This window comes from Croceibacterium sp. TMG7-5b_MA50, assembly GCF_039830145.1.
Lineage (GTDB): Bacteria > Pseudomonadota > Alphaproteobacteria > Sphingomonadales > Sphingomonadaceae > Croceibacterium.
The window spans coordinates 2,426,726-2,452,103 of sequence record NZ_CP156082.1; the positions used below are offsets into that span (position 1 = coordinate 2,426,726).

Annotated in this window: 20 protein-coding genes; 10 read left to right on the forward strand and 10 right to left on the reverse strand. The window is 67.8% G+C overall.

Annotation, left to right across the window (positions count from 1 at the left end):
- The first annotated feature begins 14 nt into the window (after positions 1 to 14).
- On the forward strand, positions 15 to 1,025 hold the full coding sequence (locus V5740_RS11425) for an MBL fold metallo-hydrolase (protein WP_347302602.1): 1,011 nt from the start codon (positions 15 to 17) through the stop codon (positions 1,023 to 1,025).
- A gap of 37 nt (positions 1,026 to 1,062) precedes the next feature.
- Entirely contained in the window at positions 1,063 to 1,800 is a 738-nt protein-coding gene (locus V5740_RS11430; RefSeq protein ID WP_347302603.1) for a glutaredoxin, read from the forward strand.
- A gap of 1 nt (position 1,801) precedes the next feature.
- Here V5740_RS11430 and mntR read toward each other — a convergent pair whose 3' ends face one another.
- Together mntR and V5740_RS11440 are read right to left on the reverse strand one after the other, a co-directional pair.
- Positions 1,802 to 2,245: a manganese-binding transcriptional regulator MntR gene (mntR, locus tag V5740_RS11435; protein WP_347302604.1), complete on the reverse strand. Its 444-nt coding sequence runs from the start codon at positions 2,243 to 2,245 to the stop codon at positions 1,802 to 1,804.
- A gap of 51 nt (positions 2,246 to 2,296) precedes the next feature.
- Entirely contained in the window at positions 2,297 to 3,292 is a 996-nt protein-coding gene (locus V5740_RS11440) for an adenosine kinase (protein WP_347302605.1), read from the reverse strand.
- Between the two features lie 91 nt (positions 3,293 to 3,383).
- Here V5740_RS11440 and V5740_RS11445 point away from each other — a divergent pair, with 91 nt between their 5' ends.
- Together V5740_RS11445 and V5740_RS11450 are read left to right on the forward strand one after the other, a co-directional pair.
- Positions 3,384 to 4,079 (forward strand): EI24 domain-containing protein, encoded by a 696-nt coding sequence (locus V5740_RS11445; protein ID WP_347302606.1) that lies wholly within the window; start codon positions 3,384 to 3,386, stop codon positions 4,077 to 4,079.
- Positions 4,079 to 4,525: a hypothetical protein gene (locus tag V5740_RS11450; RefSeq protein ID WP_347302607.1), complete on the forward strand. Its 447-nt coding sequence runs from the start codon at positions 4,079 to 4,081 to the stop codon at positions 4,523 to 4,525. Before V5740_RS11445 ends, V5740_RS11450 begins: the two co-directional genes overlap by 1 nt.
- A gap of 1 nt (position 4,526) precedes the next feature.
- Here V5740_RS11450 and V5740_RS11455 read toward each other — a convergent pair whose 3' ends face one another.
- From V5740_RS11455 to V5740_RS11465, 3 genes are all read right to left on the reverse strand, one after another.
- Entirely contained in the window at positions 4,527 to 5,765 is a 1,239-nt protein-coding gene (locus tag V5740_RS11455) for a GDSL-type esterase/lipase family protein (RefSeq protein ID WP_347302608.1), read from the reverse strand.
- A 13-nt stretch (positions 5,766 to 5,778) separates the two neighbouring features.
- Positions 5,779 to 8,826 (reverse strand): sugar-binding domain-containing protein, encoded by a 3,048-nt coding sequence (locus tag V5740_RS11460; protein ID WP_347302609.1) that lies wholly within the window; start codon positions 8,824 to 8,826, stop codon positions 5,779 to 5,781.
- A gap of 90 nt (positions 8,827 to 8,916) precedes the next feature.
- Complete coding sequence (locus V5740_RS11465; protein ID WP_347302610.1) at positions 8,917 to 10,782, reverse strand: gamma-glutamyltransferase; 1,866 nt, start codon at positions 10,780 to 10,782, stop codon at positions 8,917 to 8,919.
- Between the two features lie 112 nt (positions 10,783 to 10,894).
- Between V5740_RS11465 and lldD the strand changes: the two genes are divergently transcribed.
- The 6 genes from lldD to V5740_RS11495 all read left to right on the forward strand — a co-directional run bounded on the left by lldD (position 10,895) and on the right by V5740_RS11495 (position 17,636).
- Positions 10,895 to 12,052 (forward strand): FMN-dependent L-lactate dehydrogenase LldD, encoded by a 1,158-nt coding sequence (gene lldD, locus V5740_RS11470; RefSeq protein WP_347302611.1) that lies wholly within the window; start codon positions 10,895 to 10,897, stop codon positions 12,050 to 12,052.
- Positions 12,049 to 13,230: a rhamnogalacturonan acetylesterase gene (locus tag V5740_RS11475; protein ID WP_347302612.1), complete on the forward strand. Its 1,182-nt coding sequence runs from the start codon at positions 12,049 to 12,051 to the stop codon at positions 13,228 to 13,230. Before lldD ends, V5740_RS11475 begins: the two co-directional genes overlap by 4 nt.
- A gap of 124 nt (positions 13,231 to 13,354) precedes the next feature.
- Positions 13,355 to 13,648, forward strand: a complete 294-nt coding sequence (locus V5740_RS11480; RefSeq protein WP_347302613.1) for an L-rhamnose mutarotase — start codon at positions 13,355 to 13,357, stop codon at positions 13,646 to 13,648.
- Positions 13,615 to 14,877 carry a glycosyl hydrolase 53 family protein gene (locus V5740_RS11485; protein ID WP_347302614.1) on the forward strand — a complete coding sequence of 421 codons (1,263 nt, stop codon included), beginning with the start codon at positions 13,615 to 13,617 and terminating at the stop codon, positions 14,875 to 14,877. Before V5740_RS11480 ends, V5740_RS11485 begins: the two co-directional genes overlap by 34 nt.
- 32 nt (positions 14,878 to 14,909) lie before the next feature.
- On the forward strand, positions 14,910 to 16,025 hold the full coding sequence (locus tag V5740_RS11490) for a glycoside hydrolase family 88 protein (RefSeq protein WP_347302615.1): 1,116 nt from the start codon (positions 14,910 to 14,912) through the stop codon (positions 16,023 to 16,025).
- Positions 16,026 to 16,121: 96 nt separating this feature from the next.
- The gene (locus tag V5740_RS11495) at positions 16,122 to 17,636 is read left to right on the forward strand and encodes an MFS transporter (protein ID WP_347302616.1); all 1,515 of its coding nucleotides are present in this window, start codon (positions 16,122 to 16,124) and stop codon (positions 17,634 to 17,636) included.
- 70 nt (positions 17,637 to 17,706) lie between these two features.
- Here the strand turns inward: V5740_RS11495 and V5740_RS11500 are convergent, their stop codons facing one another.
- The 5 genes from V5740_RS11500 to V5740_RS11520 form a co-directional block, all read right to left on the reverse strand.
- Complete coding sequence (locus V5740_RS11500; protein ID WP_347302617.1) at positions 17,707 to 19,956, reverse strand: TonB-dependent receptor; 2,250 nt, start codon at positions 19,954 to 19,956, stop codon at positions 17,707 to 17,709.
- A gap of 80 nt (positions 19,957 to 20,036) precedes the next feature.
- The gene (locus tag V5740_RS11505; RefSeq protein ID WP_347302618.1) at positions 20,037 to 22,772 is read right to left on the reverse strand and encodes a Tat pathway signal sequence domain protein; all 2,736 of its coding nucleotides are present in this window, start codon (positions 22,770 to 22,772) and stop codon (positions 20,037 to 20,039) included.
- 67 nt (positions 22,773 to 22,839) lie between these two features.
- Positions 22,840 to 23,745 carry an amidohydrolase family protein gene (locus V5740_RS11510; RefSeq protein WP_347302619.1) on the reverse strand — a complete coding sequence of 302 codons (906 nt, stop codon included), beginning with the start codon at positions 23,743 to 23,745 and terminating at the stop codon, positions 22,840 to 22,842.
- Positions 23,746 to 23,761: 16 nt separating this feature from the next.
- Positions 23,762 to 24,514, reverse strand: coding sequence for an SDR family NAD(P)-dependent oxidoreductase (locus V5740_RS11515; RefSeq protein WP_347302620.1), 753 nt, complete (start codon positions 24,512 to 24,514; stop codon positions 23,762 to 23,764).
- Positions 24,511 to 25,368, reverse strand: a complete 858-nt coding sequence (locus tag V5740_RS11520; protein ID WP_347302621.1) for a fumarylacetoacetate hydrolase family protein — start codon at positions 25,366 to 25,368, stop codon at positions 24,511 to 24,513. The genes V5740_RS11515 and V5740_RS11520 overlap by 4 nt, the downstream gene beginning before the upstream one ends.
- Positions 25,369 to 25,378 lie beyond the last annotated feature (10 nt).

The window sequence follows — 25,378 nt, forward strand, 5'->3', positions numbered from 1 at the left end:
GCGAGTTCCGACAGATGACGCTCGATCGCCGCACCTTCCTGCGCCAGAACGCCGCCGCCGCCTCCGCCACGCTGATGCTGACCACCGGGGAGGGCGCCCTGGCGCGGACGCCTGCCGGCCCACCGATCGATTTCAGGAGCAACCTGCCCGCCACCGGCAGCTTCCCCGACCGCTGGATCTGCGGATCGGAATCGCTGATGGACAACACCGACCCGCCGGTACAGGTCCACTGGTACAACGCGCACACCGCCATCCTGCGCCAGAACAAGGCCTACAGCTACGAGGCGCCGTTTGCCCCGCTATACTTCGGCAATGAGCGGGTCCTTCTGCTGGACGAAGGCTTCACCACCTGGCGCAACGACTGGGACCTGCGCGGGGTGGTGGACCAGTGCATCGCCGAATGGTGCGCGCGCCACGGCCGCGATCCTGCGGCGATGGAACTGCTGGTCGCCTTCAGCCACCTGCATGCCGACCATTACGCCGCGGTCAACCAGTTCGCCGACCGGCCGAACACCCGCTACATGGGGCTGACCCATTGGGAGATGCTGGGCTTCTGGGGCATGACCAACTTCCCGGAGGAGGTGGTGACGCTGGACCTCGGCGGGCGTGACATCCTGATCTGGGGATCGCCCGGGCACGTCGTGTCCGAATTCGCCTATTACGACAGCTACACCCAGATCCTCTACACCGGGGACATGTTCTATCGCGGGCGCTGCTACATCAGCTTCTGGGAACCGTGGTTCGACAGCATGACCCGGCTGATCCGGTTCTGCGACACGCACCCCGTCACCCATGTGATGGGTTGCCATGTGGAGATCAGCCGCGACGGGCAGGACTACCCCTACGGCCTGACCTGGCAGCCGGACGAGGCACCGGTGGAGATGAGCGTGCAGCAGCTGCGCGACGCGTACGAGATGGCCAAGACCATCACGGAGCCAGGCATCTACTTCACCGGCACCGTGTTCCTGTGCAACCAGACGCGCGGCACCACCACGATCGACGTGAACCCCTACCGCTACGACTAGCTTGCACCTGCTACCCCGCGACCCCAAGTCGCGGGGCATGAGCGAGAACCGGACCGCGATCGTGTACCGCATGGTGATGGACAAGCATGTCTGTCCATGGGGGCTGAAGACGGTCCACCTGCTGAAGAGCGCCGGCTACAAGGTGGAAGACCACTGGCTGCGCACGCGGGCGGAGACGGACGCCTTCAAGGCGGAGCATGGCGTGAAGACCACGCCGCAGACCTTCATCGGCGGGCGGCGGATCGGCGGGCACGACGATGTGCGACGCCACCTGGGCAGGCCGGTGCGCGATCCCGATGCGGTCAGCTACCGCCCGGTGATCGCGATCTTCGGCATGGCGGCGGCGATGGCGCTGGCGGTCAGCTGGCTGGTGGCGGGCACGATCGCCACCGTGCTGGCGGCGGAGCTGTTCGTCTCGCTCGCCATGTGCCTGCTCGCCGTGCAGAAGCTGCAGGACGTGGACGGCTTTGCCACCATGTTCCTCGGCTATGATCTGCTGGCGCGCCGCTGGGTGCCGTATGCCTCCATCTATCCGTTCGCCGAAGGGCTGGCCGGCGTGCTGATGACCTCCCATGCGCTGGACTGGCTGTCGGTGCCGATCGCGCTCTTCATCGGCGGCATCGGCGCGGTGTCGGTGTTCTACGCGGTCTACATCCAGAAGCGGGAGCTGAAATGCGCCTGTGTCGGCGGCGGCTCCAACGTGCCGCTCGGCTTCGTGTCGCTGACAGAGAACCTGATGATGGTGGCGATGGGCGTGTGGATGCTGGCGCGGTAGATCAGCCCGCTCGCCCGCGCAGCTCCACCGTAAGATTCCGCAGCCGCGTCAGCGTTTCCTCGCTCACGTGGTGCTCCATCCCCTCCGAATCCTCGTGCGCGGTCGCCTCATCCACGCCCAGGGCGCACAGGAAGTCGAACACCACTTGGTGGCGCGCGCGTGACATGGCGGCCATGGCCTGCCCCGCCTCGCTGAGGAAGATGGAACGGTAGCGGCGGTTCTCCACCAGACCGTCGCGGCGCAGGCGGGCGACCACCTTGCTGGCGGTCGCCTGCGTCACCCCCAAATTATCGGCGATGTCGGTCAACCGCGCCTCGCCATGCTGGCGGATGAGGTCGCCGATCAGCTCGACATAATCCTCCGCCATCTCGGTCTGGTGCGCCTCGCGGACCTTGCGGAAGGCGTCCGCCCGCTCAAAGACCTTCTGGGGATCGCCCTCTGCCATGCGCCGACCTTAACCTTGGGCAAGCCGCATGGCCAGAGGACCTGACCCCCCTCAGCCCAGCCGCTCGGCCACCAGTTGCGCCAAGTCCAGTTCGGTCCGCGCGCCGTAATGGCTGATGATCTCGCCCGCGGCGATCGCCCCCATGCGCAGGCACGTGGCGGCGTCTCGGCCGCGGACATGTCCCCACAGGAAGCCGGCGGCGAACAGGTCGCCCGCCCCTGTCGTGTCGACCACCCGCGCCACCGGCTCGGCCGCGACCTCGGCCCGCTGCCCGCGCACGATCGCCACCGCGCCATTGGCGCCGCGCGTGACCACCAGCACCGGCACTTGCGCGCTCACCTTGGCGAGGCCGGCCTCGAAGTCCTGCTCTCCGGTAAGAGCGGCGAGTTCGCCCTGATTGGCGAACAGGATGTCGATCTGCCCGTCGGCGATCAGCGCGCGGAAATCGTCACCATGGCGCGCGATCACGAACTCTTCGGACGGGGTGAACGCCACCAGCCGACCCGCCGCGCGGGCGGCGGCGATCGCCCGGCGCATCGCGGCGCGTGGCTCCTCCGGATCCCACAGGTAACCTTCCAGGTACAGGACGCTGGCATCCGCGATCGCATCCTCGTCGATCAGCTCCGCCGGCAGGAACTGGCTGGCGCCCAGGAACGTGTTCATGGTCCGCTGGCCATCCGGGCTGACGAAGATCAGGCAGCGCGCAGTGCTAGGCTGACCGGCGCGGGCCGGCGTGTCGAAGGCGATACCGGCGGCGCGGATATCGTGCGCGAACACCTGGCCCAGCTGGTCGTCCGCCACCTGCCCGATGAAGGCGCAGCGCGCACCCAGGGCGGCGAGGCCCGCGAGCGTGTTGGCGGCGGAGCCGCCCGAAATCTCCCGCGCGGGGCCCATGGCGTCGTACAGGGTTGCGGCCCCCGCCTCGTCCACCAGGGTCATGCCGCCGCGGTTGAGGCCGAGCCGCGCGATCAGGTCGTCGGCGGCGGGCGCCATCACGTCGACAATCGCATTGCCGATGGCGATCACATCGTAACGGGGTTCAGGCATGAAGCATCCAGATAGGGGAGGGGTGCAGCGCGGCAGGCCTGCCGCAGCGGGCGTTGACTTGCCCTGCCGCTCGCGCGATCGCAACCCCCGTATGCATCACGTCGCCCGATCCCTGCTGCTGGCATTGCGCCAGCTGGCCGAGCGCCAGGTGCTGGCCATCCTGCTCCGCAGCCTGCTGGTATCGCTGGCGCTCTACGCCGTACTGGCAGGTGCCGGCTGGTGGGGGCTGGACCGGCTGTTCGCCTGGGCCGGGCTGGAAGACGCGCTGTTCGCCGGGGCAGGGCCGCTGCGCGGGCTGCTGTCGGTACTGCTGGTCGTCACCGGCCTGTGGCTCGGCTGGCGGATCGTCGCCATGGCGGTGATCGCCTTCTTCGCCGACGAGGTGGTCGCGGTCGTGGAGCGCCAATACTACCCCGCCGCCGCCGCCCGTGCGCGCGAGCCGTCGCTGCCGGTGCAGGCAAGGGTGGCCCTGGCCGGGGCGGGACGCGCATTGCTGGTGAACCTGCTGGTGCTGCCGCTGGCCATCGCGTTGCTGGTGACGGGCGTGGGGACGCTGGCGTTGTTCCTGCTGGTCAACGCCGTGCTGCTGGGGCGGGAGCTGCAGGACATGGTCTGGCTGCGCCATCGGGTCGGGACCGGCGCGCCTGCGCCGTTCACCCGCGCCGAGCGGTTTCTGCTGGGCGGCGCAATCGCCGTGCTGCTGGCGCTGCCGGGTATTGCGTTCATCGCCCCGCTGCTAGGTGCTGCCGCCGCCACCCATCTGCTGCATCGCAAGCCGGAGCCTTGATGAACACGCGTCTGCTCAAACCCCTGCTGCTCGCCGCGCCCATGCTGCTGGCGGCGGGCTGTTCCACCATCCCGCAGGCGGGCAGCGTGCCGCGGCCGCAGCCGCGCCCGCCGGGGCAGACGCAGGTGCCGCCCCCCGCCCGTCCCACTGCGCCGCCGCAGACCGGCTTCCAGGCGCCGCAGATCCAGCGGATCGCCGGGCTGGACCGCGTCATAGAGCGGCCGGCAGGCCAGTTGCAGCAGCTCTTCGGCCAGCCCCGGCTGGACGTACAGGAAGGCGATATGCGCAAGCTGCAATTCAGCGGCCGTGCCTGCGTGCTGGACGTCTATATGTATCCCCTGCGCGCCGGGGCGGAGCCGGTCGCCACCTGGGTGGAGGCGCGCCGTGCCAGTGACGGTCAGGCGGTCGACCGCGCCGCCTGCGTCGCCGCGCTGGGAAGGCGCTAGGTCACGAACAGCCCGGCACCGGCGCGCCCAAGGGGGCGAGCGGGATGGCCTGGCCCAGCACCGCCTGTCCCGTGGGGGAGGGGTGCAGCCCGTCACCCCGATCGACCGACGGCAGCAGGTAGCCGGGCCGGGCCGGATCGGTCAGCGCCGGATCGAGGTCGATCACCGCATCGAAGTGACCCGGCGCGCGGATCCACGCATTCACGGCCTGCCGGTCCTCCTCCGCCAGAGTGTCGGAGCGATAGGTGCGCGTGTCGCGGAACGGCAGGATCGTAATGCCGACAATGCGCACGCCGCGATCATGCGCGCGCGCGATCATCTGGCGGTACCCCTCGATAATCGCGGCGACCGTGCGCGTGCGGCTTTCGCGCGTCACCGCCTCTTCCCGCGACAGCTTGCCGATGTCGTTCACGCCTTCGAACACGAGCACGGTGGCAAGACCGGGCTGCGACAGCACGTCACGCTCGAACCGCGCGGTCGCGGCCTGGCCGGTGTCATGCTTGGCCACGCGCCCGCCGCTGATGCCGAGGTTCACGATGCTCCAGCCCGCCATGCCCGGCTGCGCCCGCAGGCGCGTCGCCAGCACTTCCGTCCAGCGATCGGTCCCGGTCAGCGTGCCGCCGCCATGCGCGGTTATGGAGTCACCGATCGCGGCGATCGTGCGCGCGCACCGACCGCCTTCCACATGCACGCCGGACAATACGGGCAGGCGGTCGCCCGGCGTGCTGGCGGGCAGGGTGGCGGGATCGCCGGCCACTGTGCCGAAGGTGGTGAAGACCATGTTCTGCGGCACGGAGGAGATCGTCTCCGCCGCCTGCGGCAGATGGTAGGTGATGGCCACCGTGCCCCCGGCACTCACCGGCAGCGGCACGGGGTCGGACAGGTAGTCGGCGCCCGGCGGGATCTGGACAAAGGCGGCACCATTGAAGGTCACCGGCCGTGCGGTGGCCGGGTCGATCAGGTCGCGCCCCGGCTCGGGCGCGATGGCGGCGCGTACCTGGTGCACCAGCAGCGGCCCGGTGCCGAACGCGTTGGAGAAGCGCAGGCGGATCTGCGGACCGCCGGCGGTGACCAGCACCTGCGCGCGCACGGTGGTGTCGGGACCGGGGCCATTCCGCACCTCGCTCGCGGCCATCATCGGGCGGGTCCAGCCGGCGATCCATTGCTGCCCGCCATCCTGTGCCAACGCTGGCACCGTCGCCATCAGCAGCGCGCCCGCGACCATCCCGCCCAACTTCATGCCGATATCCTCCCTACGGTGCGACCGGGCCGTGGAAGTCGATCTCCACGATGCCCAGCCGCCAGCCGGGCTGCACCTCGTCCGCCCCGGTGTCGCCCGCTGCGCGGGGCGTGGCAAGCTCCACGATCTGGCCGAAGGCATCGCGATCGGCCACCGGCGCGGTCTGCACGATCCGCAGCACACGGCCGGCAGCGGGCGGGAAGGCGATGTTGGCATAGCCGAGCGATTGCGGCGTCGCCCCTTCCCACACGGTGCGCCCGTCCAGCTCCAGCCGTAGCGGATAGCCGCGCGTGCGCCAGCCGACCGCCTTCATGTCCACTTCGCTCAGCCGAACGACCTTGCCGAAATCGAAGGTGATCTCCGCCCCCCGCTGCGTACCGTCGCTGACCCAGCGGGTCAGTTCGTTGTCGTCATTCAGCATCGCCAGTTCTCCCGCATTGCCGGGGCTGGTGACGGCGACCGGATGGTGCGTTGTGCGCGTGGGGGTCAGCGTCGGTGCCCCCGGTGTGACCCCGCGTGACAGGCTGGCGACCTGATGCCGTTCGGGAAAGTCGGTGGACAGGCCGCCGCTCGCCGCCGCCGGCTGCGCGGTCGGCAGCTCGATCGTGACCGGCGCCATGCCATCCGCCCGCGCGGTCAGGCGCACCGGGCCGGTGCCGCCCGCATTGGCGCGCACCATCACCCGGTTGATGCCGTTCTCCACCGGCAGATCGAGCGACAGGATGTAATTGTCCTCCTCCCGCGCCGTGCCGGGATATCGTTCGTCATGCCCCGCCACAGGCACCGCTGGGCGAGGGCGGCCGGAGGAATCGCCCTGCGCGATGCCGCCACGCCAGCCGGCCGGCCCATCCACTGTCCAGTGGATCATGTCGTTGGCGACAGGCACGCGTCGGCCCGCGGCGTCGACCACCTCCACATCGACCAGCGCCAGATCGGCCCCGTCCAGCACCAGTCCGCGCGGGGAGGTATGCGGCGTCAGCTTCAGCGCGGCGGGTGCGCCGGTGGTCTCCAGCTTGTGCCGGGTGACGGAACGGTCCGCATGCCGCGCCACCGCCTCCAGCACGCCGCCGTTCCATACCACATCGGGCCAGGTGAACAGGAAGCCGTCACTCCTCGCCCCCGGCCCCAGCGACCGGCCGTTGAGGAACAGTTCCACCTCTTCCCCCGTGGAGACGACCTGCACCGGCTTCACCGTGCCCGGCGCGTAGTTCCAGTGGCCGAGGATGTGCGTGCCGGGCGCCGGATCGACCCAGCCGTTCCACATGACCTGGTGCGCGAAGAAGCTGGCCTTGGGCAGGCGCATCGCATCCACCTCTCCCGATCGGCGGTAATTGTTGTCGCCCCGGTAATGCGTGTTGCTGTCGGACCAGATGATGTTCACCCCGCCCGCGCTGACGCGATCACCGGTGCCCGGCCGCACGCGATAATACTCGTACCAGCGCCGCACGTCCTCCACCGCCTGGCTGTCGCCGTTGCGGTTGTAGTCCGGCGCGTCCTGATGGAACGGCGGGGTCCAGTTGTCCTGGTACAGGCGCGCGCTCTCGTCCCGCGAATATTCCATCGCCCACATCGGGATGTCGCCGCTCTTGTTGATGTACAGCATCTCCCCGCCATATTCGGCGATGGTGCTGTCGAGCATCTCCCGGCTGCCGATCGCCCGGCCGCCATGCGGGTCGTAGCGATCGCGGATCGCCTTCAGCTCGGCCATGTGGCCCTCGCTGATGCTCTCGTTGCCGCCTTCCCAGAACACTACGGAGGGATTGTTGCGGTTGTAGATGATGTTGTCGCGCATCAGCGCCACCCGCATCTCCCACCGGCGGTCGTTCACGTCTCGCTCCGAATCGCCGGCCGGCACCGCCTGCAGCAGGCCCACCCGGTCGGCGGATTCCACGTCCTGCTTCGACGGGGTGATGTGCATCCAGCGCACCAGATTGCCGCCGCTGTCGACCAGCAATTGGTTGGAGAAATCGCTGATCCATGGCGGCAGCGACACGCCCACCGCCGGCCATTCGTTGGACGAACGCTGGGCATAGCCGTGCATCTGGATCGCCCGGCCGTTCAGCTGCACGGTGCCGTTGTCGAAGTCGAGTTTGCGGAAGCCGGTGACGACATCCACGCTGTCGATCGGTCGCCCGCCCTCCAGCAGCGTCGTTGTGACGGTGTAGAGGTAGCCATGCCCCCAGCTCCACCACTGGAGGTCGGCCACCACCTGTTCGGCCGAGAGGGAGCGGCTTTCCCCGGCGGCGACCGCTTGCGGCGTGCCATCGAACGTAGCCTTCAGCGTACCGTCGCGGTCGCGCAGCTCCGCCCGCAGGGTCAGCGTGCGCGGCGTCGTCCCATCGTTGCGGACCTGCGTCTCCGCATGTATCGTGGCGCTACGGGCGGCGAGGTCGAAGCCGTCAGCCCAGACATATTGCCCGGTCGTGCCAAGGCCCGCCCACAGGGGCAGGGTCTGGTAGGTATCGCCGGTCAGGTGCAGGCGGACATTCTTGGTGATGCCGCCATAGTTCACGTTGAAGTTGCGGTCGTTCCACTGGAAGCGGCTGCCACTCTCCCGCTCCTTGTAGTCCCATGCATTGTCGACCCGCACCGCCACCACGTTCTCGCCAGGGCGCAGCAGGGGCGTGATATCCGCGCCAAACGCCATGGCCCCGTTTTCCGACAGGACCACCGACGTGCCGTTGACCCAAACCTCCGCCGCCTGGCGCACCCCCTCGAACTCCAGCAGCGCCTTGCCGCCCTGATCAGATACCGGCGCGTCGGACGGCAGCGTGAAGCGCTTGCGGTACCAGGTAATGCCGGTGGAAAGGTCGCGGATGTCGCGGGCGAACGCCTCCGTCTCGTTGAAGGCGTTGGGCAGCACCACCGCCTGCCAACCCGCATCGTCGAAGCGCGGCGTGGCGGCATCGGCCTGCTCGCCATGATGCATCCGCCAACCGGTGTTGAAGTTGAACGTCTGCCGCGGGCTGGCGACATGGACGGACGCATCCTGCGCCAAAACCGGCCACGACGAAGGCGCGGTCAGGCAGGCACCCGCCAGGATAAGGGTTTTCAGACGCATCGTGGCCTCTCCGCCGCCTTTGGTTGACCGCGATGCTAAATTGCCCTGACCAATAGTTCAACATTCGAATTGGCGGTCTACGATGTGGGATCAGTACCCGACCGCGTAACCCATCCGTCGCGGATCGGCGCCTGCCACCCGGCTGCCGGACGGGTCGACCAGAATACCCTGGATGCTGCCGATGGCGTACGGGCCGACCGGCTCGATCCGGTGGCCCATCGCGGAAAGCTGCTGCAGCACTTCGGCCGGGATACGATCCTCCGCCTGAACGGTAATCGCGGCGCCGGGCCGGTAGAAGCTGGGATCGGCGTTGAGGGCGAAGCGCGGCGCCTCGATCGCCTCCTGGATCGGCATGGCGCGATCCACCAGATTGACCAGCGTCTGGAACTGCGTCTGGCCGATCGTCTCCCCGCCGGGGCTGCCGAACACCGCTTTCAGCCGGCCCTGGTCCAGCACGATGGTGGGCCCATTGCCCAGCAGGGGCACCTTGCCCGGCGCCACATGGTTGGGATGTGCCGGGTCGGGCGCCGTGGAGCCGAGCCGAAGGCCGTTGTTGAACAGCACGCCCGTGTCGCCCATCACCAGGAACGTGCCGAAGCCGCCGCCGATCGTGGTGGTGACCGCAATCGCGTTCCCGTCCGCATCCACCGCTGACAGGCTGGTCGTGTCCCCGCCGCGCGAACGCTCGTCCGCCAGATGCGCCAGCTGACGCGGGCGGGTCAGTGCGAATTGCGCCGGGTCCGCGCCTTCGGGGTACAGTCCCGCGCGTGCGGGATCGATCAGCCGCCGCCGGCTCTCCGCGAACCGCTTGGACAGCAGCCCGGCGACTGGCGCATCGGCGAACGCAGGATCGGCCGCCCAGCGATAGACATCGGCCTTGGCGACCTTGATCGCCTCGATCAGCAGGTGGAGCAATCGTGGATCGCCGGCGGGCAGGGCGGCGAGGTCGAAGCCTTCGACCAGGTTCAGCTGCGCGCACATCTCCAGCCCCGTGCGACTGGTCAGCGGGCTGCAATATACGTCCAGACCGCGATAGGTGGTGCTGACGGGATCGGCCCAGCGCGGCTGGTAGCGGGCAAGGTCCTCCGCGCGGAGCCAGCCACCCTGCTGGCGGCTGAACCGGTCGAACTCCTGCGCGATCGGCCCGGTATAGAAGTGGTCGTACGCCGCCTGCAGTGCGCGGTCGCGATCCGCCCCGCCGCGCAGCGCCGCACTCTCCGCATCGGCGAGCGACTGGAAGGTGCGGGCAAGGTCCGGATTGCGGAACGGGGAATAGGCTGCGGGCGCCTGTCCGTCCGGCAGGAACAGCCGGGCGGTGGTGGAATAAAGCGTGATGGTTCGCTGCGCACGGTCGATGAAGCGGACGATCGACGGATCGATCGGGTGCCCGTCGCGGGCATAGCCGATCGCCGGCTCCAGCAGCGTCGCCAGCGGCAGTCGTCCGAACCGGCGGGCGAGCGCGATCCAGCCGCCGAACGCGCCGGGCACGGTCAGCGCTTTCGGCCCATGGTCCAGCACCGCGGGATCGGCGGCGGGGTCCAGCGCCAGCGGCGCGGCACCGGAAAAGGCCAGCGAATGGACGCTGCCGGCCTTGCGGTCGAGACAGGTGGCGAAGCCGTTGCCGCCGATGCTGGAGGCCCACGGCTCCACCACATTCATCACCGCCATCGCCGCGACGACCGCATCGGCCGCGGTGCCGCCCGCCAGCAGCATGCGCGTGCCCGCCATCGCCGCCAGCGGATGGCCCGCGGTAACGCCGCCATGCGGCATCGGCACCCCTGGCCGGTGCGAAGCAACGATTGCCTCCCCCGAACGGGGCGCATCGGGCGCCCGCTGTCCTGATTGAGCCCGCCCGATCTCCGGCAGGGCCGCCATCGCCAGCCCGGCGATGGAGGCGGTCAGCAACTGCCGCCGGTGAAGTCCGCCCGTTGCGCCCGCGCCATCGGTCCCGTTCATCGCCCGCCCCTTTTTTGCCCCTGGAGGCGGGCATGCTGCACCACAGCAAAGCCAAGCGCTAGCGGCGTATTTCATATTGTGGCAGGAAGGCTGCGAATATGAGAGGACAATCATGAAGGCCGCTTCCGCCCTCGACTACCGCGACCTCGCCCGCCGTCGTCTGCCCCCGTTCCTGTTCGAATATGTCGATGGCGGATCCTACGCCGAAGTGACGCTGAAGCGGAACGTCGCCGACCTGGAAGCGATCGCGCTGCGCCAGCGCGTGCTGAAGGACGTATCGCAGATCGACCTGTCGACCACGATCTTCGGGCAGGAATTGTCCATGCCGGTCGCGCTGGCGCCGATCGGCCTTGCCGGCATGAACGCCCGCCGGGGGGAGACGCAGGCGGTACGCGCGGCGGACAAGGCCGGTATCCCGTTCTGCCTGTCCACCGTATCGGCCTGCCCGATCCCCGAAGTGGCGGCGGCGGCCAAGCGCCCGTTCTGGTTCCAGCTCTACATGATCCGCGATCGTGCCTTCATGCGCGACCTGCTGGCGCAGGCGGCGGCGGCGGGCTGCACCACGCTGGTGTTCACCGTGGACATGCCGGTGCCGGGCAGCCGCTACCGCGACTACCGTTCCGGCCTGGCGGGTGCGTCCGGCTTCATGGGCGCGGCGCGGCGTGTGGCGCAGGCGATGATGCATCCGCGCTGGGCATGGGACGTGGGCATCCATGGCCGGCCGCACGCGCTCGGCAATGTCGCCCCGGTGCTGGGCGCGAATACCGGGCTGGAGGATTTCTTCGCCTGGATGCGCAATAATTTCGAACCCGCCGTGGGCTGGGACGATATCGCCTGGATCCGCAGCCAGTGGGCAGGGGAGATCGTGATCAAGGGCATCCTGGACCCCGCCGACGCGCAGGAAGCGGCCAATAACGGTGCGGACGGGCTGGTGGTGTCGAACCATGGCGGGCGGCAGCTGGATGGCGCGCTGTCCTCCACCCGCGCACTGCCGCCGATCGCGCAGGCGGTGGGCGACCGGATGGTGGTGATGGCCGATGGCGGCGTCCGCTCCGGCCTCGACGTGGTGCGGCTGCTGGCGCTGGGCGCGCAGTGCGTGCTGCTGGGTCGGGCCTGGGTCTATGCGCTGGCCGGCGGGGGCGAGGAGGGCATCAGCCACATGCTCGATCTGGTCCGGGCGGAGATGCGCGTCGCCATGGCGCTGACCGGCACGACCCGCATCGCCGATATCGATGCCACCATGCTGCACCTGCCGGGGGACCACGGGTGAAGCGGGCGCTGGTCGCCTTCGCCCTGCTGATGGCAGGCACCCCGGCACTGGCGCAACAGGCATACGATCTGACCGCCGCCACCCCGTACTCCGACACGGCAGGTGCCGGTTGGGAGGATGCGCAGCGCTGGTCCGTGAAGCAGGCGCCCGGCAATTACCGGGTGACGCTGACCGTGACCGGCCCCGCCCGCATCAGCGTGCTGGCCGAGTCGCGGCGCCTGATGCTGGAGGATGTGACGGTCCCCGCCGGGGAGACCTCGCGGCCCAGCTTCATCGTCAATGTCCGCGACACCGCGCTCGCCCCGCCCGAACGCAACGCGCCCGGCGGGCAGCATGTCCGCATCTCCGCCGGGGAGCAGGCCGGGCTCAACTGGGATGACCGGCTGACGCTGGAATTCCTGAGCGACCGGGCCGCAATTCGCGCCATCAGCGTGGAGCCGGTGACGGTGCCGACCCTCTATCTGATGGGCGACTCCACCGTGACGGACCAATCGTCCGATCCGGCCGCCAGCTGGGGGCAGATGCTGCCCCGCTTCATGACCGGCGACATCGCGGTCGCCAATCATGCCTGGTCGGGCGAGACGCTGAAGAGCTCCGTCACCAATTACCGGCTGGCGAAGGTGCTGGCGCTGCTGCGGCCGGGCGACTTCGTGGCGATCCAGTACGGCCACAACGACCAGAAGCAGCAATGGCCGCAGACCTATGTCGCCGCCGGCAGCACCTATGATGCCTGGCTGGCGACCTATATCGCGGAGGTGCGGCTGCGCGGGGCGACGCCGATCCTGATCAACTCGCCCGAGCGGCGCAATTACGACGATGCCGGTCGGATCGTGCCGTCGCACCGCGACTACCCCGCGGCGGTGCGCCGGGTGGCCGAACAGCAGGACGTGCCGTTCGTGGAACTGACCGATGCAACGATCGCCTTCTACGAGGCGCTGGGGCCGGAACAGGCGGCGAAAGGCTTCGCCGATGAGGGCCGCGACCGGACGCATCACAATACTTATGGCGCTTACCAGCTGGCCCGGATTGTCGCGGCCGGGATGGGCGATGTGCCCGGCCTCGGCGGCCACGTCGCGGCGCCGTTCCGGCAATATGATCCGGCCGATCCGCCGCAGCCGGAAAGCTTCACCCTGCCGCCCAGCATCGTTCGCGCGAACACGCAGCAGGCGGGCAGCTGATCGGGCGCTGTCCCACGACGTTCCATAAATTGGGATGCAGTCCCACTTTACGCATCATCCCGCTTGCGGCATAAGCCGCGCCGGGATGATGAGAGGAACGCCTGTGCAGGTTCACGCCTTCCGTATGCAGCTGTCGCCCGGCATGGCGGACGAATATCGCCGCCGGCATGACGAGATCTGGCCCGAGCTGGTTGACCTGCTGCACGATGCCGGGATCAGCGATTACCACATCTTCCTGGACGAACAGACGGGTGCGCTGTTCGCCACCCTGCGCCTTGCGGAGCCGAACAAGCGCGATGCGCTGCCCGGCCATCCGGTGATGAAGCGGTGGTGGGACCACATGGCCGACATCATGGAGGTCGAGCCGGGCAACAAGCCGGTCGAATGGCCGCTGACCCCGATGTTCCACCTGCCGTGACCGACCTGTCGCGCCGCCAGTTCAGCACCGGGGCCGCCGTCGGCGGCGCCGCGATGCTGACTGCCTGCGCGACGGTCCCGCAGCGCGCGGGTGGCGGGGGTGGGCGGCCGTGGCCTTACCTGCTGGGCGCGGACATCACCTGGGTGCCGGAGGATGAGGCGATCGGCGCCACCTACTGGCAGGGCGGCGTACAGCGCGATCCGCTGGCGATCTTCGCCGATGCGGGATTCAACGCGATCAAGCTGCGCACCTTCGTCAATCCCGAAAACGGCTATTCCCGCGGCAAGCCCGGCGGGCCATGGGGCAGCATCGACAGCACGATCGCCTTCGCCCGCCGGATCAAGGCGGCCGGCCTGCACCTGTCCACGACGTTGCATTATTCGGATACCTGGGCCGACCCGCAGAAGCAGACCAAGCCGGCCGCATGGGCCGACCTGCCGCTTGCCGGGCTGGTCGATGCGGTGCACGACCATACGGCGGACGCGCTTGGCCGCATGGAGGCGGCGGGCGTCGCGCCCGATCTGGTGGTGCTGGGTAACGAGACGACATTCGGCATGCTGTGGCCGGAAGGGCGCATTCCGCTGCCCTTCGCCACCGGCAATCCAGTCACCGACCGGGAACACATGGATTCCGCGCCGCCGGGCGGTCTCGATCGGTTCGCCGCGCTGTTGAAGGCCGGCATCGCTGCCAGCCGTAGCGTGCTGCCCGACACCCCCGTGGCGTTGCACAACCATCTGGGCCGCCACTGGCAGATCATCCGCCATTGGACCGACAGCCTGATCGAACGCGATGTCCGCTTCGATGCGCTGGGCATGTCCTGCTACCAGCAGCAGGCGCAGGGCGACTGGGAACGCACGTTCGACGAATTCAGCCGCCGCTACCCGGACCATGGCTTCTTTGCGATCGAGTATTCCAGTCGCAAGCGCTACGTGAACGATCTGGTCCATGCGCATCCCAATGGCTGGGGCAGCTTCATCTGGGAGCCGACCCGGCATCAGGAAGCCATCTTCCTGCAGGGCGGCGTCACCGCGGGAGAGGGGCCCAAGCCCGATCTGCTGAGCCAGGGGCTGAACAGTGCGGAGGCGCCCGGCGCTACCCCGTCCACCGAACCCCCGGCCGAACACCGGGTGAACCCCGGTGGCCGGTTCGACGCCGATCCCGGCTTCATTGATCTTTATCGCCAGATGGCACGCGATTACGGCGTGTCCGGCGTACCCATCCGGCGCTGAACGCCGCAACCTTCGACAGGAGCACAACCGAAGTGGCCGCCCTCAATCACGACATCCCGCAGGCACAGGTGACCGACGCGATCGGCCGCCTGATGCACAACCTCGTCAACATCAAGGACGAGACCGGCGAGTTCCTGCTGCACCTGGAGGACGGCCGGATCATCGACACCAAGGGCTGGGCCGGCTGGGAATGGACCCACGGCGTCGGCCTGTTCGGCATGTGGCGCTATTACGAGCAGACCGGCGACACCGCCGCGCTCGACATCATCAAGGGCTGGTTCGCCGACCGCTTCGCCGAAGGCACGCCGACCAAGAACATCAACACGATGGCCCCGTTCATCACGCTGGCCTATCTGTACGAACGGGAGCCGAACCCGTCCTACATCCCCTATCTCGACACCTGGGCCGAATGGCTGATGGCGCCCGACGGCCTGCCCAAGACGGAGGAAGGCGGCTTCCAGCACATCGTCTACAATGACGAGAATCCGGGCGAGATGTGGGACGACACGCTGATGATGAGCGTGCTGCCGCTGGCCAAGATCGGGCTGCTGCTGGACCGCCCGGAATATGTGGAGGAGGCCAAGCGCCAGTTCCTGGTCCACATCAAGTACCTGTTCGACAAGAAGACCGGCCTGTGGTTCCACGGCTGGGATTTCGGCGGCCGGCACAATTTCGCCGAAGCGCTGTGGGCGCGCGGCAATTGCTGGGTCACGATCGCCATTCCGGAGATCATCGAGATCCTGGACCTGAAGCCGGGTGATGCGTTCCGCACCTTCCTGATCGACACGCTGGCGGCCCAGGTGAAGACGCTGGCGGAGACGCAGGATGCCGAGACCGGCCTGTGGCACACGCTAATCGTCGATCCTACCAGCTATTTGGAAGCCAGCGCCACGGCCGGCTTCGCCTATGGCATCCTGAAGTCCGTGCGGAAGGGCTACCTGCCCCGTCACTACGAGGCGGTCGGCATCAAGGCGGTCGAGGGCGTGCTGGCCAATATCGACGAGAGCGGCGAGCTGCAGCAGGTGTCGTTCGGCACCGCGATGGGCGACACGCAGCAGTTCTACAAGGACATCGCCCTCACCAGCATGCCCTATGGCCAGAGCCTGGCCGTGCTGGCGCTGGCCGAGTTCCTGCGCACCTACATCTGACCTGATGGGTCGCGGCGGGCATCCGGCCCGTCGCGCCCACCTTCTGCGGCAACCCGGCAGCAGACCGGCCGCACCACACAAACGGGAGCAGCGCCGATGGCCCTGACCGGCAGATTCTACACCACCGGAACGAAGCCGGTCCGCTGGTTCAACTTCGCCGCCTACGGCGCGAACGACATCATGGGCGCCGGCTCCATGGCGGTCATCAGCGGCTGGGTGCTGTTCTTCTACACCACCTTCTGCGGGCTGGAGGCATGGCAGGCCGGCCTGATCTTCACCGTCGCCCGCGTGCTGGACGCCATCGCATCGCCGCTGATCGGGCACCTGTCCGACAACATGGCGCATACCCGCATCGGTCAGACGATCGGCCGGCGGCGCATCTTCATCCTGGCGGCGATCCCGCTGCTGCCCAGCTTCGCCATCATGTGGATCAGCGGGCAGAGCTTTTGGTACTACCTCGCCACATACGTCCTGTTCGAGCTGGTCTACGCGATGGAGATCATCCCGTACGAGACGCTCGCGGCGGAAATGGGCAAGGATTATAAGACCAAGGCCAAGTTCGCCGGCATCCGCATCCTGTTCGCGCAGGCGAGCGCCATTCTGGCGGGCTTCCTGCCGGGCATGCTGATCGACGCGCTGGGCGAACAATCCGCCGACACCTTCCTGTATATGGGCATCCTGTTCACCGTCCTGTTCATGGTGACCGCGACGCTGCTGTTCCTGTTCAGCTGGGAACGCCCCCCGGCGGAGGTCGCCGCGGTGAAGCAGGGCGAGGAGAAGCTGGGCCTGTGGGACGCGTTCCGCGCGCTTTACGCTAATCTGTTCTCCACGCTGCGCATCCGGGCCTTCCGACTGCACCTGGGCATGTATCTGGGCGGTTACATCAGCCAGGACGTGTTCAACGCGGCCTTCACCTTCTTCGTGGTGTTTGCCCTTGCCGGCACGATCAGCGTCGCCTCCACGCTGCTGGGCACGATGTATATCGTGCAGTTCGTGGCGGTGATGATCGCCATCACCATGGCGCTGAAGTCCAGCCCGGCGCGCGCCTACCAGCTCGCTGCGCTGAGCTTCGCCATCGGTGTCATCACGCTGCTGGCGATGTGGAGCGCGGGCGTGCGTTCGGGCAACCTGCTGCTGTGGGTGCCGATCGTGTTCGCGGGCCTGGGCCGCGGGGCGCTGAACTTCATCCCCTGGGCGACGTACAATTACATGGCCGACGTGGACGAACTGGTCACCGGCCGCCGGCGGGAAGGCGCCTTTGCCGGCGTCATGACCTTCGTGCGCAAGGTGACGCAATCGGCCGCGATCGCCGGCGTCACCGCGCTGATGAGCGCGGGCGGCTTCGTTTCCGGGGCGGAGGTGCAGAGCGAAGGTGCGATCACCACCCTGGCGCTGGTGCTGGGGATCGGCACGGTGGGCACGCTGATCTTCGGCGTGCTGGTATCCACCCGATTCCGGTTGAATGCGCAGACCCACCAGGTGCTCATGGCGGAGATCGACCGCTTCAAGGCGGAGGAGCCACACCCGGCCGATCCCGCCACGATCACCATTGCGGAGGATCTGACCGGCTGGCGCCACGACCAGCTGTGGGGCCGCAACGCACTGCGCTGATCCGCTCCCAAAAAGAAAGGCCGGCCTTCGCAACGAAGGGCCGGCCCAGTGTGGGGACTGTTGTGAAGCGTCAGAAGGCGTAAGTCGCCCGCACGCCGCCGTGGCGGTAGAAGTCGCGCGGGACGTAGCCCTGAATCGCCGTGGTGCCGTAACGGCTCGACACGTCGTTGATCAGGTAACGATAGTGCTGGTTGAACAGGTTGTTGACGAACGCCACGACCTGCCAGCCGCCGTCCGTATCCTCCAGCCCCAGCCCCAGGTTCACCATGGCATAGCCGGGCTGCACCGTGCGGGGGTTCTGATCGATCGGCACGATCTTCGTCTGCCAGTTGACCGCGACCTGGCTGACCAGCGCCAGCGGCCCGTTGCCGATCTGCGGACTGTAATCAAGGCTGCCGGTCAGCTTCCATTCGGGCGCCTGCAGCAGCTGCACGCCCGTCAGGTCCTGGCTGGCCGGCGTGCCGGTGCAGCCCTGCGCCACCGTCTGCCCCATGTAGCACGGGGCGCCGGGATAGCTGGTGATCTTGGCATCGACATAGCTGCCTGCGCCCGTCAGCGTCAGGTCCGCCACCGGGCGGATCACCGTCTCCACCTCCACGCCGCGGGTGCGCAAGCCGCCAACATTGGTCAGGCGGAAGTTCAGCACGCCTTCGATATCCTCGATCGCCTGGGTCTGGAAGTTTTCGTATTCCGTGTTGAACAGGGTGACGTTCAGCACGACGTCGTTGCCCAGGAACTGGCTGCGCAGGCCGATCTGGTAATCGTCCGCCGTTTCCGGCCGCACTGGTCCTGCATCGGCGCGCGCCCGATTGAACCCGGTGGAGATGTCGTACGCTTCCCCCTTGTGCCCGGTGGCAAAGGTGGCGAATACCATCACATCCGGATTCAGGTCCTGCTGGATGCCCAGCTTCCACGTGCCGAACCAGTCGGTGCTGTCACCGGCGAAGCTCTGTCCGGTGCGCAGATCGTCATAGGTATAGTCGATCCGTTCCCGGCTGTAACGCGCGCCGCCGATCAGCGTGGTCCCATCCAGAACGTCGTATTCCAGCTGGCCGAAGGCCGCGATCTGCTGACTGCCGGTGTTCGCGTCCCAGTTGGCGGCGGAGAACAGCGGCCCGCGGAAGAAGTCGCGATCCACCTCCAGATCGTTGAAGAACAGCCCCAGCGTATACCGGAACCGGTCCGCGCCGGGTGACACGAGGCGGAATTCCTGGCTGAACTGCTCGGCATCGAAATTGCCGTATTGCACGTTCCGGTAGGTCGGGATCGCGGCATCGTCGCTGTCGAATTCGTCCAGGCTGGAATACCGGTCATGCGCGGTGATCGACATCAGCGACGGACCGCCGGTGTCGTAGGTGACGCGCAGCGACTGCGCGAAATCGTCGAACGTGTTGCCCGAGATGAAATCGATCGCGACGTCGGTGTTGTCGCCATCCACCTCGATCCCGGGCGCGAACACAGCGGCGGTAAAGGCGGGGTTGCCACGCAGGATCGCCCCATCGCCCAGCTCGATAAACGGCCGGGTGGAACTGGTGCGCCCCTGCGAATAATCGATGCTCGCATCGATCTGCAGGCTGTCGGTCGGCTCCCACCGGATGCGATTGCGGGAGGAGAAATACTCCCGCCCGTTAATCAGCTCGCCATCGTTCAGGTTGCGGGTGTTGCCATCGAAATGGTTGTAATTGACCGTCGAGCGGACACCCAACGTGTCGGTGATCGGGCCGGAGATGGTGGCGCCGATCTGCTGTTCGTCATCGGTCGTCACCATCCCGCGCAGGCTGAACTCGGGATCGCGCGAGGGCGCCTTGGTCACGATGTTGATCAGGCCGGCGGAGGCAGACTTGCCGTACAGCGTGCTCTGCGGTCCGCGCAGCACCTCGATCCGCTCCACATTGGACAGATCGCTGAAGGCGCGGGACTGGAAGGCGAGCGGCACGTCATCCATCACGATGGCGACGCTCGGCTCCACACTGGGACTGAAAGCCAGCGTGCCGATGCCACGGATCTGGATATTGGCGCTCTGCGGATTCTCCGTCGGACGGATGGTCAGCGACGGGGCGATGCGGTTCAGGTCCTGGAATTCGACCACCGCATGGGCATCGAGCTGGGACTGGTCGATCACCTGCACGGACAGGGGCACGTCCTGTACGTTCTGTTCCCGCTTCTGCGCGGTCACCACGATCACGCCGGCCTGCTCGCCCGCGATCTCCTCCCGGTCAGGGGCGGTCTGCGCCATTGCAGGCCCCGCGCCCAGCACCGCGACGGTGAGCCCCGTTCCGCACAGCAACAACGACGCCTTGCCAACCATGATCTTCTCCATGATGCCCGCCTTATGAAACGGGGTTTCACATGGTGACTATCAGGCCAGACAGGTTATGGCAATTGGTCATGCCGCTATAATCATTCTCGTGGAATCCGGTCACCTACCAGTGCCAGGTTCTGGATGGCGGCAAGACCCCACTGGCTGGCTCCATTTGTGCTGACCATCGCCTGTTCATCCACCGGGTTGAGCACTGCAGGTGGCTCGACCCGAGTGGCACGATCGGCCAGACCCATTCGCAGACCTGCATCGGCGCGGTAGAACTCCGCCCATGCGCGATCGGCCAGTGCGGGATCGTTCAGTGCGTTCGCGGCATAGGCGGTAAGCCGCGAATGACCCTGCCCCAGATTGCCAGGTCGCCGTCGCTCCCCCGTCATGGCCTCGAACTGTTCCGGCGAGGCGTTGTAGGCGATGCAGTAATCGAGCCACGCCCGCCGATAGGCGGGCACGTCCACCAGCGTCAGCAGCTCCGAATTGATCTCGACCGCGCCGAACACGGCGTTCAGGTGGCTGACGCTGACCTCGTCCCCCGGGCCGGTGAAGCGGCCGGTGGCGAGATCGAAATTGGCGCCGCCGGCGAACCACTGTTTCGGCAGGGCGGCCAGCGTGGTCATGCCGTTGACGATCCGGTCGCGCCACTGGCGGTCGCCCGTCCGCTCCCATTCGGCCAGCCAGGCACCCAGCATGGCGCCCCAGCTGGTGCCAAAGCTCATCTCGATCTCGCCATTCTGCGGGTTGGACCGCACGGTCGCGCCGCTGCCCGCCTGCGCCACCCCACCGGGCCGCGCGCCGACCTTGCGTGCGATGTCGACGCGCGTCAGCGCCTCGTCCCCCGCAAGGCATTCGCGCAGGATGTCACCCGTGCGCTCATCCGCGGTCAGGTAGTAATAGATGCGGCGGTACACCGCGTTGGAGACGCGCGGCTGCTTCGATGAATCGCCCCAGTGCTGCACGCCATGCCGGGTGCCGAGGCCCTTCCACGGGCCGAGATGATAGGTGTCGACCTCGCCTGTGTGGCGGGTCATCGCCTCCGCCAGGCGGAACACCTTGGCATCGCCGCTGCGCAGGTAGGAATACCACAGCCACAGATCGGGGGAGAGCTCGCTGTTCGCCCAAGCGAAGCCGCCGATGTCGTAGCGCCAGACATGCCGGTCCCGGTCGTAGGTATGCATCCAGTCGCCATGCGACCAGAACCCGTACCAGCGCCGCTGCTCCACCTGCCCTTCGTAGTAAGAGAGGAGAAAGTCGTTCTGCGCCTCTATCGCGGCCTTGGCCGGCACGCTGCGGTCGGGCAGCGACCAATCGCCGAACACGTTGGCGGCATGGGTGCTGGCGGGCTCCGGCACCAGGCGCGGCGGCACGGACAGGCTGTGCGCCATCGCTGCCATCATCTCCGCCGTCGGGGTGGCGGGCAGGGCATAGAGCGTGAACTCGGTCGTGTGGGCGATGCCGTGGGCCGATCCCCAGCCGGGCTCGTAATCCTCATACGTGACATCGAGGCCGCGGTTCTGTTCGACGAACTCACCCATGCCCATTTCGTCATGGTAGAAGCGCAGGTCCATCGCGGGTGCGTCCGGTGCATGGTACCACAGGCGGAAGGTCGCGGTGTCGGTTGCAGCGTCCCGGATATCGAGCCGCACCGGGCAGCGCTGCCAGAAATCCTGCTGGCCGAAGGCGACCCCGCCCCTTGGCCCGCCGACATAGCCCAGGCCGCGCGCCCGTTCGCCCCCGTCGGCATCGATCCAGCCATGGCCGGTCTTGGTGCGCTTCACGATGGTGAAGCCGTCGGCATTGGGCTGCGACAGGGTGAAGTCACCCCATTCGGGAATGAACTGCAGGTTCTCCCGCACACTGTCCGCCATCTCGGCCAGCGGCGGCGTCGCGCGTCCGGCGACCTGTGCCTGCCGGAACGCCTCGCCCGGATCGCGGCGCAAGCCTGTCAACGGCCGAACCGCCTCCGCCCAGATGCCGTCCCCGCTTCCAGCGAAGCGGACGTGCCGGTCATGGGTGGCGCCCATCATCGGCACCTGCCCCGTCAGCCCCAGCCCGCGAATGAAGTCGGTATCGGCATTACCGTCGAACACGAAGGTATGCTGGATGCGCACCGCCGGGGACCCGGCATGGAAATGCAGCCGCAAGGTGAAGGGCAGCCACTCGCGGCCATTCCCCTGATGCATGCCGCTGACCCGGATGGTGGCGCGAACGGGGCCGTCATGCTCGATCTCGGCGCTCTGGATCAGGCTGTCATAGCGGGTCAGCGGCGCGCCTTCGCCCAGATCGGCATCGGGGGCGGTCTGGGTGCTGGCGGTCAGCGCGACCTCTCCCAGGACCTCCGTGCCGCTACGCCGGGCGGAACGGATGATGGCCTGACCGGTGGTGCCCAATGTCCAGACAAGATCGCCATTGGTGACGGTGATCGCATCACCGCGCCTCGTCGCGCGGACCGGCCGTGCCGGCGCCGCCGGGCGCCCGGGCCCGACCGTCACCGCCGCCGTGTCGATTCCGCCGGGGAAGGCATGTGCGGTCCACTTCACCGAGCCGTCCGGCCAGGTGGCGGTGACCCAGCTCTGCACCGGTACAGCGCTGCCATCGGCGGCGGTGGCGGCAAAACTGCTGCGCGCGGTCACCGTGCCGCGTGGCCAGGCGGCACCGGTGGTCACGCCTTCGTGGGTAGCGGGCGGCGCGCCATCCAGCCAGCGCAGCGCCTGCCCACGGTGGCGACCCGCTTGCGCCAGCAGCGTTGCGGGATCGGTCAGGAAAGCAGCACAGGTGGCGAGCGCGGTCGATTGCACGAACCGGCGGCGGGTGACGGGCATGACAGGTCCTCTCAGTCAGCGTGCCCGCCCCGTTTGCCGGATGCCGGGCAGCGGTCGGATCAGGCGATCAGAGCTGGAGGCCCAGACCGTAGATCCGGTTGGCGTTGCGTCCCCACAGCGCGCGTCGTTCATCATCGCCCATCGTGTCGGCGATCGATTCATAGAATTCGAGATAGGTGGCGATCGGCGCGAACAGCTTGTCCGTCGGCGTGTCGCTGGCGAACATGCAGCGGTCGGTGCCAAACAGTTCGATCGTTTCCAGCACCAGTGGTCGCACCAGGTCGGGCGTCCAGTCGCGGCGGATGAAGCCAAGGCCCGACAGCTTCACCGCCACCTGCGGCAGCGCGGCGAGGGCCGCCATGCCGATGCGCCAGTCGGCGAAGCCATCGGCATCGGTCACGACCGGCATGCCCATGTGATTGATGATGACCGGCACATCGGGATTGCGCGCGATCACCTCTGCCAGCGCAGGCATCTGGCCAGGATAGCATTGCAGGTCGAAGCGCAGGCGGTGCTGCGCCAGCAGGGCGAAACCGGCCTGCCATTGTTCGTCCCGCGTCCAATCCTGCGGGGTATAGCTGCGGCGCGCATCGGGGTGCCAGTTGACGATGTGGCGGATGCCGCGGACGCGGGGATGCGCGGCCTGCTTGGCCAACAGCTCGCCCACGGCCGGGTCATGCAGCGGGGCGAAGGCGACGATGCCGGTGGGCACGCCGTGTTCGGCGGCGAGACCTTCCAGCCACTCGGTCTCTTCCAGCGCGTGGACCGCGTCGGCCCCCGCATCGACATGGACGCTGCCGACGAGGTTCCAGCCATCCATGTCAGCCAGATAATCGGTTGGCGAGTAATGCCGCGCAATCGCCTCGACGCTGCCGTTGGGGCCGTCATCGGCGAAAGGCGGCATCAGCCAGGGGTAGTGCAGGTGATCGAGTTGCCACAGGTGGATGTGGGCATCCACGAAAGGTACGCGCATCGCCTGCACTCCCGGTTCAATAGGTGGTGCGCCCGCCCGACGTGTCGAATACGGACGCGGTGGTGAAGGAGCATTCCTCCGACGCCATGAAGCATACCATGGCGGCGCTCTCGCTCACCTCGCCCAGGCGGCCCATGGGGATCTTGGAGCGCATGTAATCCACCTGGCTCTGCGGCAGCTGCGCCAGGATCGGGCTTTCGAAGGTCGCCGGGGTCAGGGCATTGGCGATCACGCCCTTGCCCGCCAGTTCCTTGCCCAGGCTCTTGGTCAGGCCGATCACCGCCGCCTTGCTGGCCGAATAGGCCGACGCGTTGGGGTTGCCTTCCTTGCCCGCGACGCTGGCGACGTTGACGATCCGGCCATAGCCGCCTTCCAGCATGATCGGCACGATCGCGCGGTTGCAGTAGAACAGGCCGTTCACGTTGACGTCGATCACCCGGCGCCAGCTGTCGAGCGGGTATTCATGCACCGGCGCGGTGGCGCCGGTGATCCCGGCAGACGCGATCAGGATGTCGATCCCGCCGCCGAGCGCGGCACGCGCGTCGGCCGCGGCCTGCGTCACCGCGGCCTCGTCCGACACGTCCAGCGCGGTCACGGCGACCGCGCCCGACTGGTCCTTCGCCGTCGCCAGCGTGTCGGGGTTCATGTCCCACAGCACCACGCTGCCGCCTTCGGCGACGATCCGCGTCGCAACTGCCAGGCCAAGACCGCTGGCCCCGCCGGTGATGACCGCGCGGCGGCCGGCGAAACGTCCGTTATAGGCGCTCATGCCAGCGTCCCCAGACGGGCGCGGTCAAACGCCACGACCTGCTGGCGCTGCGTACCGAGCTTCTCGATCGCCAATTCCATGACGTCGCCGTCCTTCAGGAAGATCTTGGCGGGCTTCTTGCCCTCACCCACGCCCGGAGGGGTGCCGGTGATCATCAGGTCGCCCGGCTTCAGCGTGATATATTCGCTGACATAGGAGATCAGCTCCGCCACGTTGAAGATCATCGTCTTCGTGTTACCGGTCTGCATCCGCTCGCCATTGACGTCGAGGCTCATGTCGAGGTCCTGCGGGTCGCCGACCTCATCCGGGGTCACCAGCCACGGGCCGGTCGGGCAGAAGGTGTCGTGCCCCTTGCCCTTGGACCACTGGCTGCCACGCTCCTTCTGGTTGAAGCGTTCGGACACGTCATTCACCAGCGTGTAGCCGGCGACCGCGTCCAACGCCTCTTCCTGGCTGACGTAGCGGCAGGTCTTGCCGATCACCACGCCCAGCTCGACCTCCCAGTCGCCATGGGTGCTGTCCTTCGGCAGCATCACGTCGTCATTCGGGCCGCTGAGGCTCGACAACGCCTTCATGAACATCATCGGCTCGGTCGGGATCGGCAGGTTCGATTCGATCGCGTGGTCGCGATAGTTCAGGCCGATGGCGACGATCTTGCTGGCGCCGGCGAACGGCACGCCCAGACGCTGCTCACCCTCGACCACCGGCAGGCTGGCGGGATCGATCCCGGCCAGCTGGTCCAGCACGTCGACGGTGATGTCGGCCACGGTGCCCGACAGGTCGCGCAGGGTGCCTTCCGCATCGATCAGGCCCGGCTTCTCGGCGCCGAGGGGGCCGTAACGGCACAGCTTCATGGGATCAGGT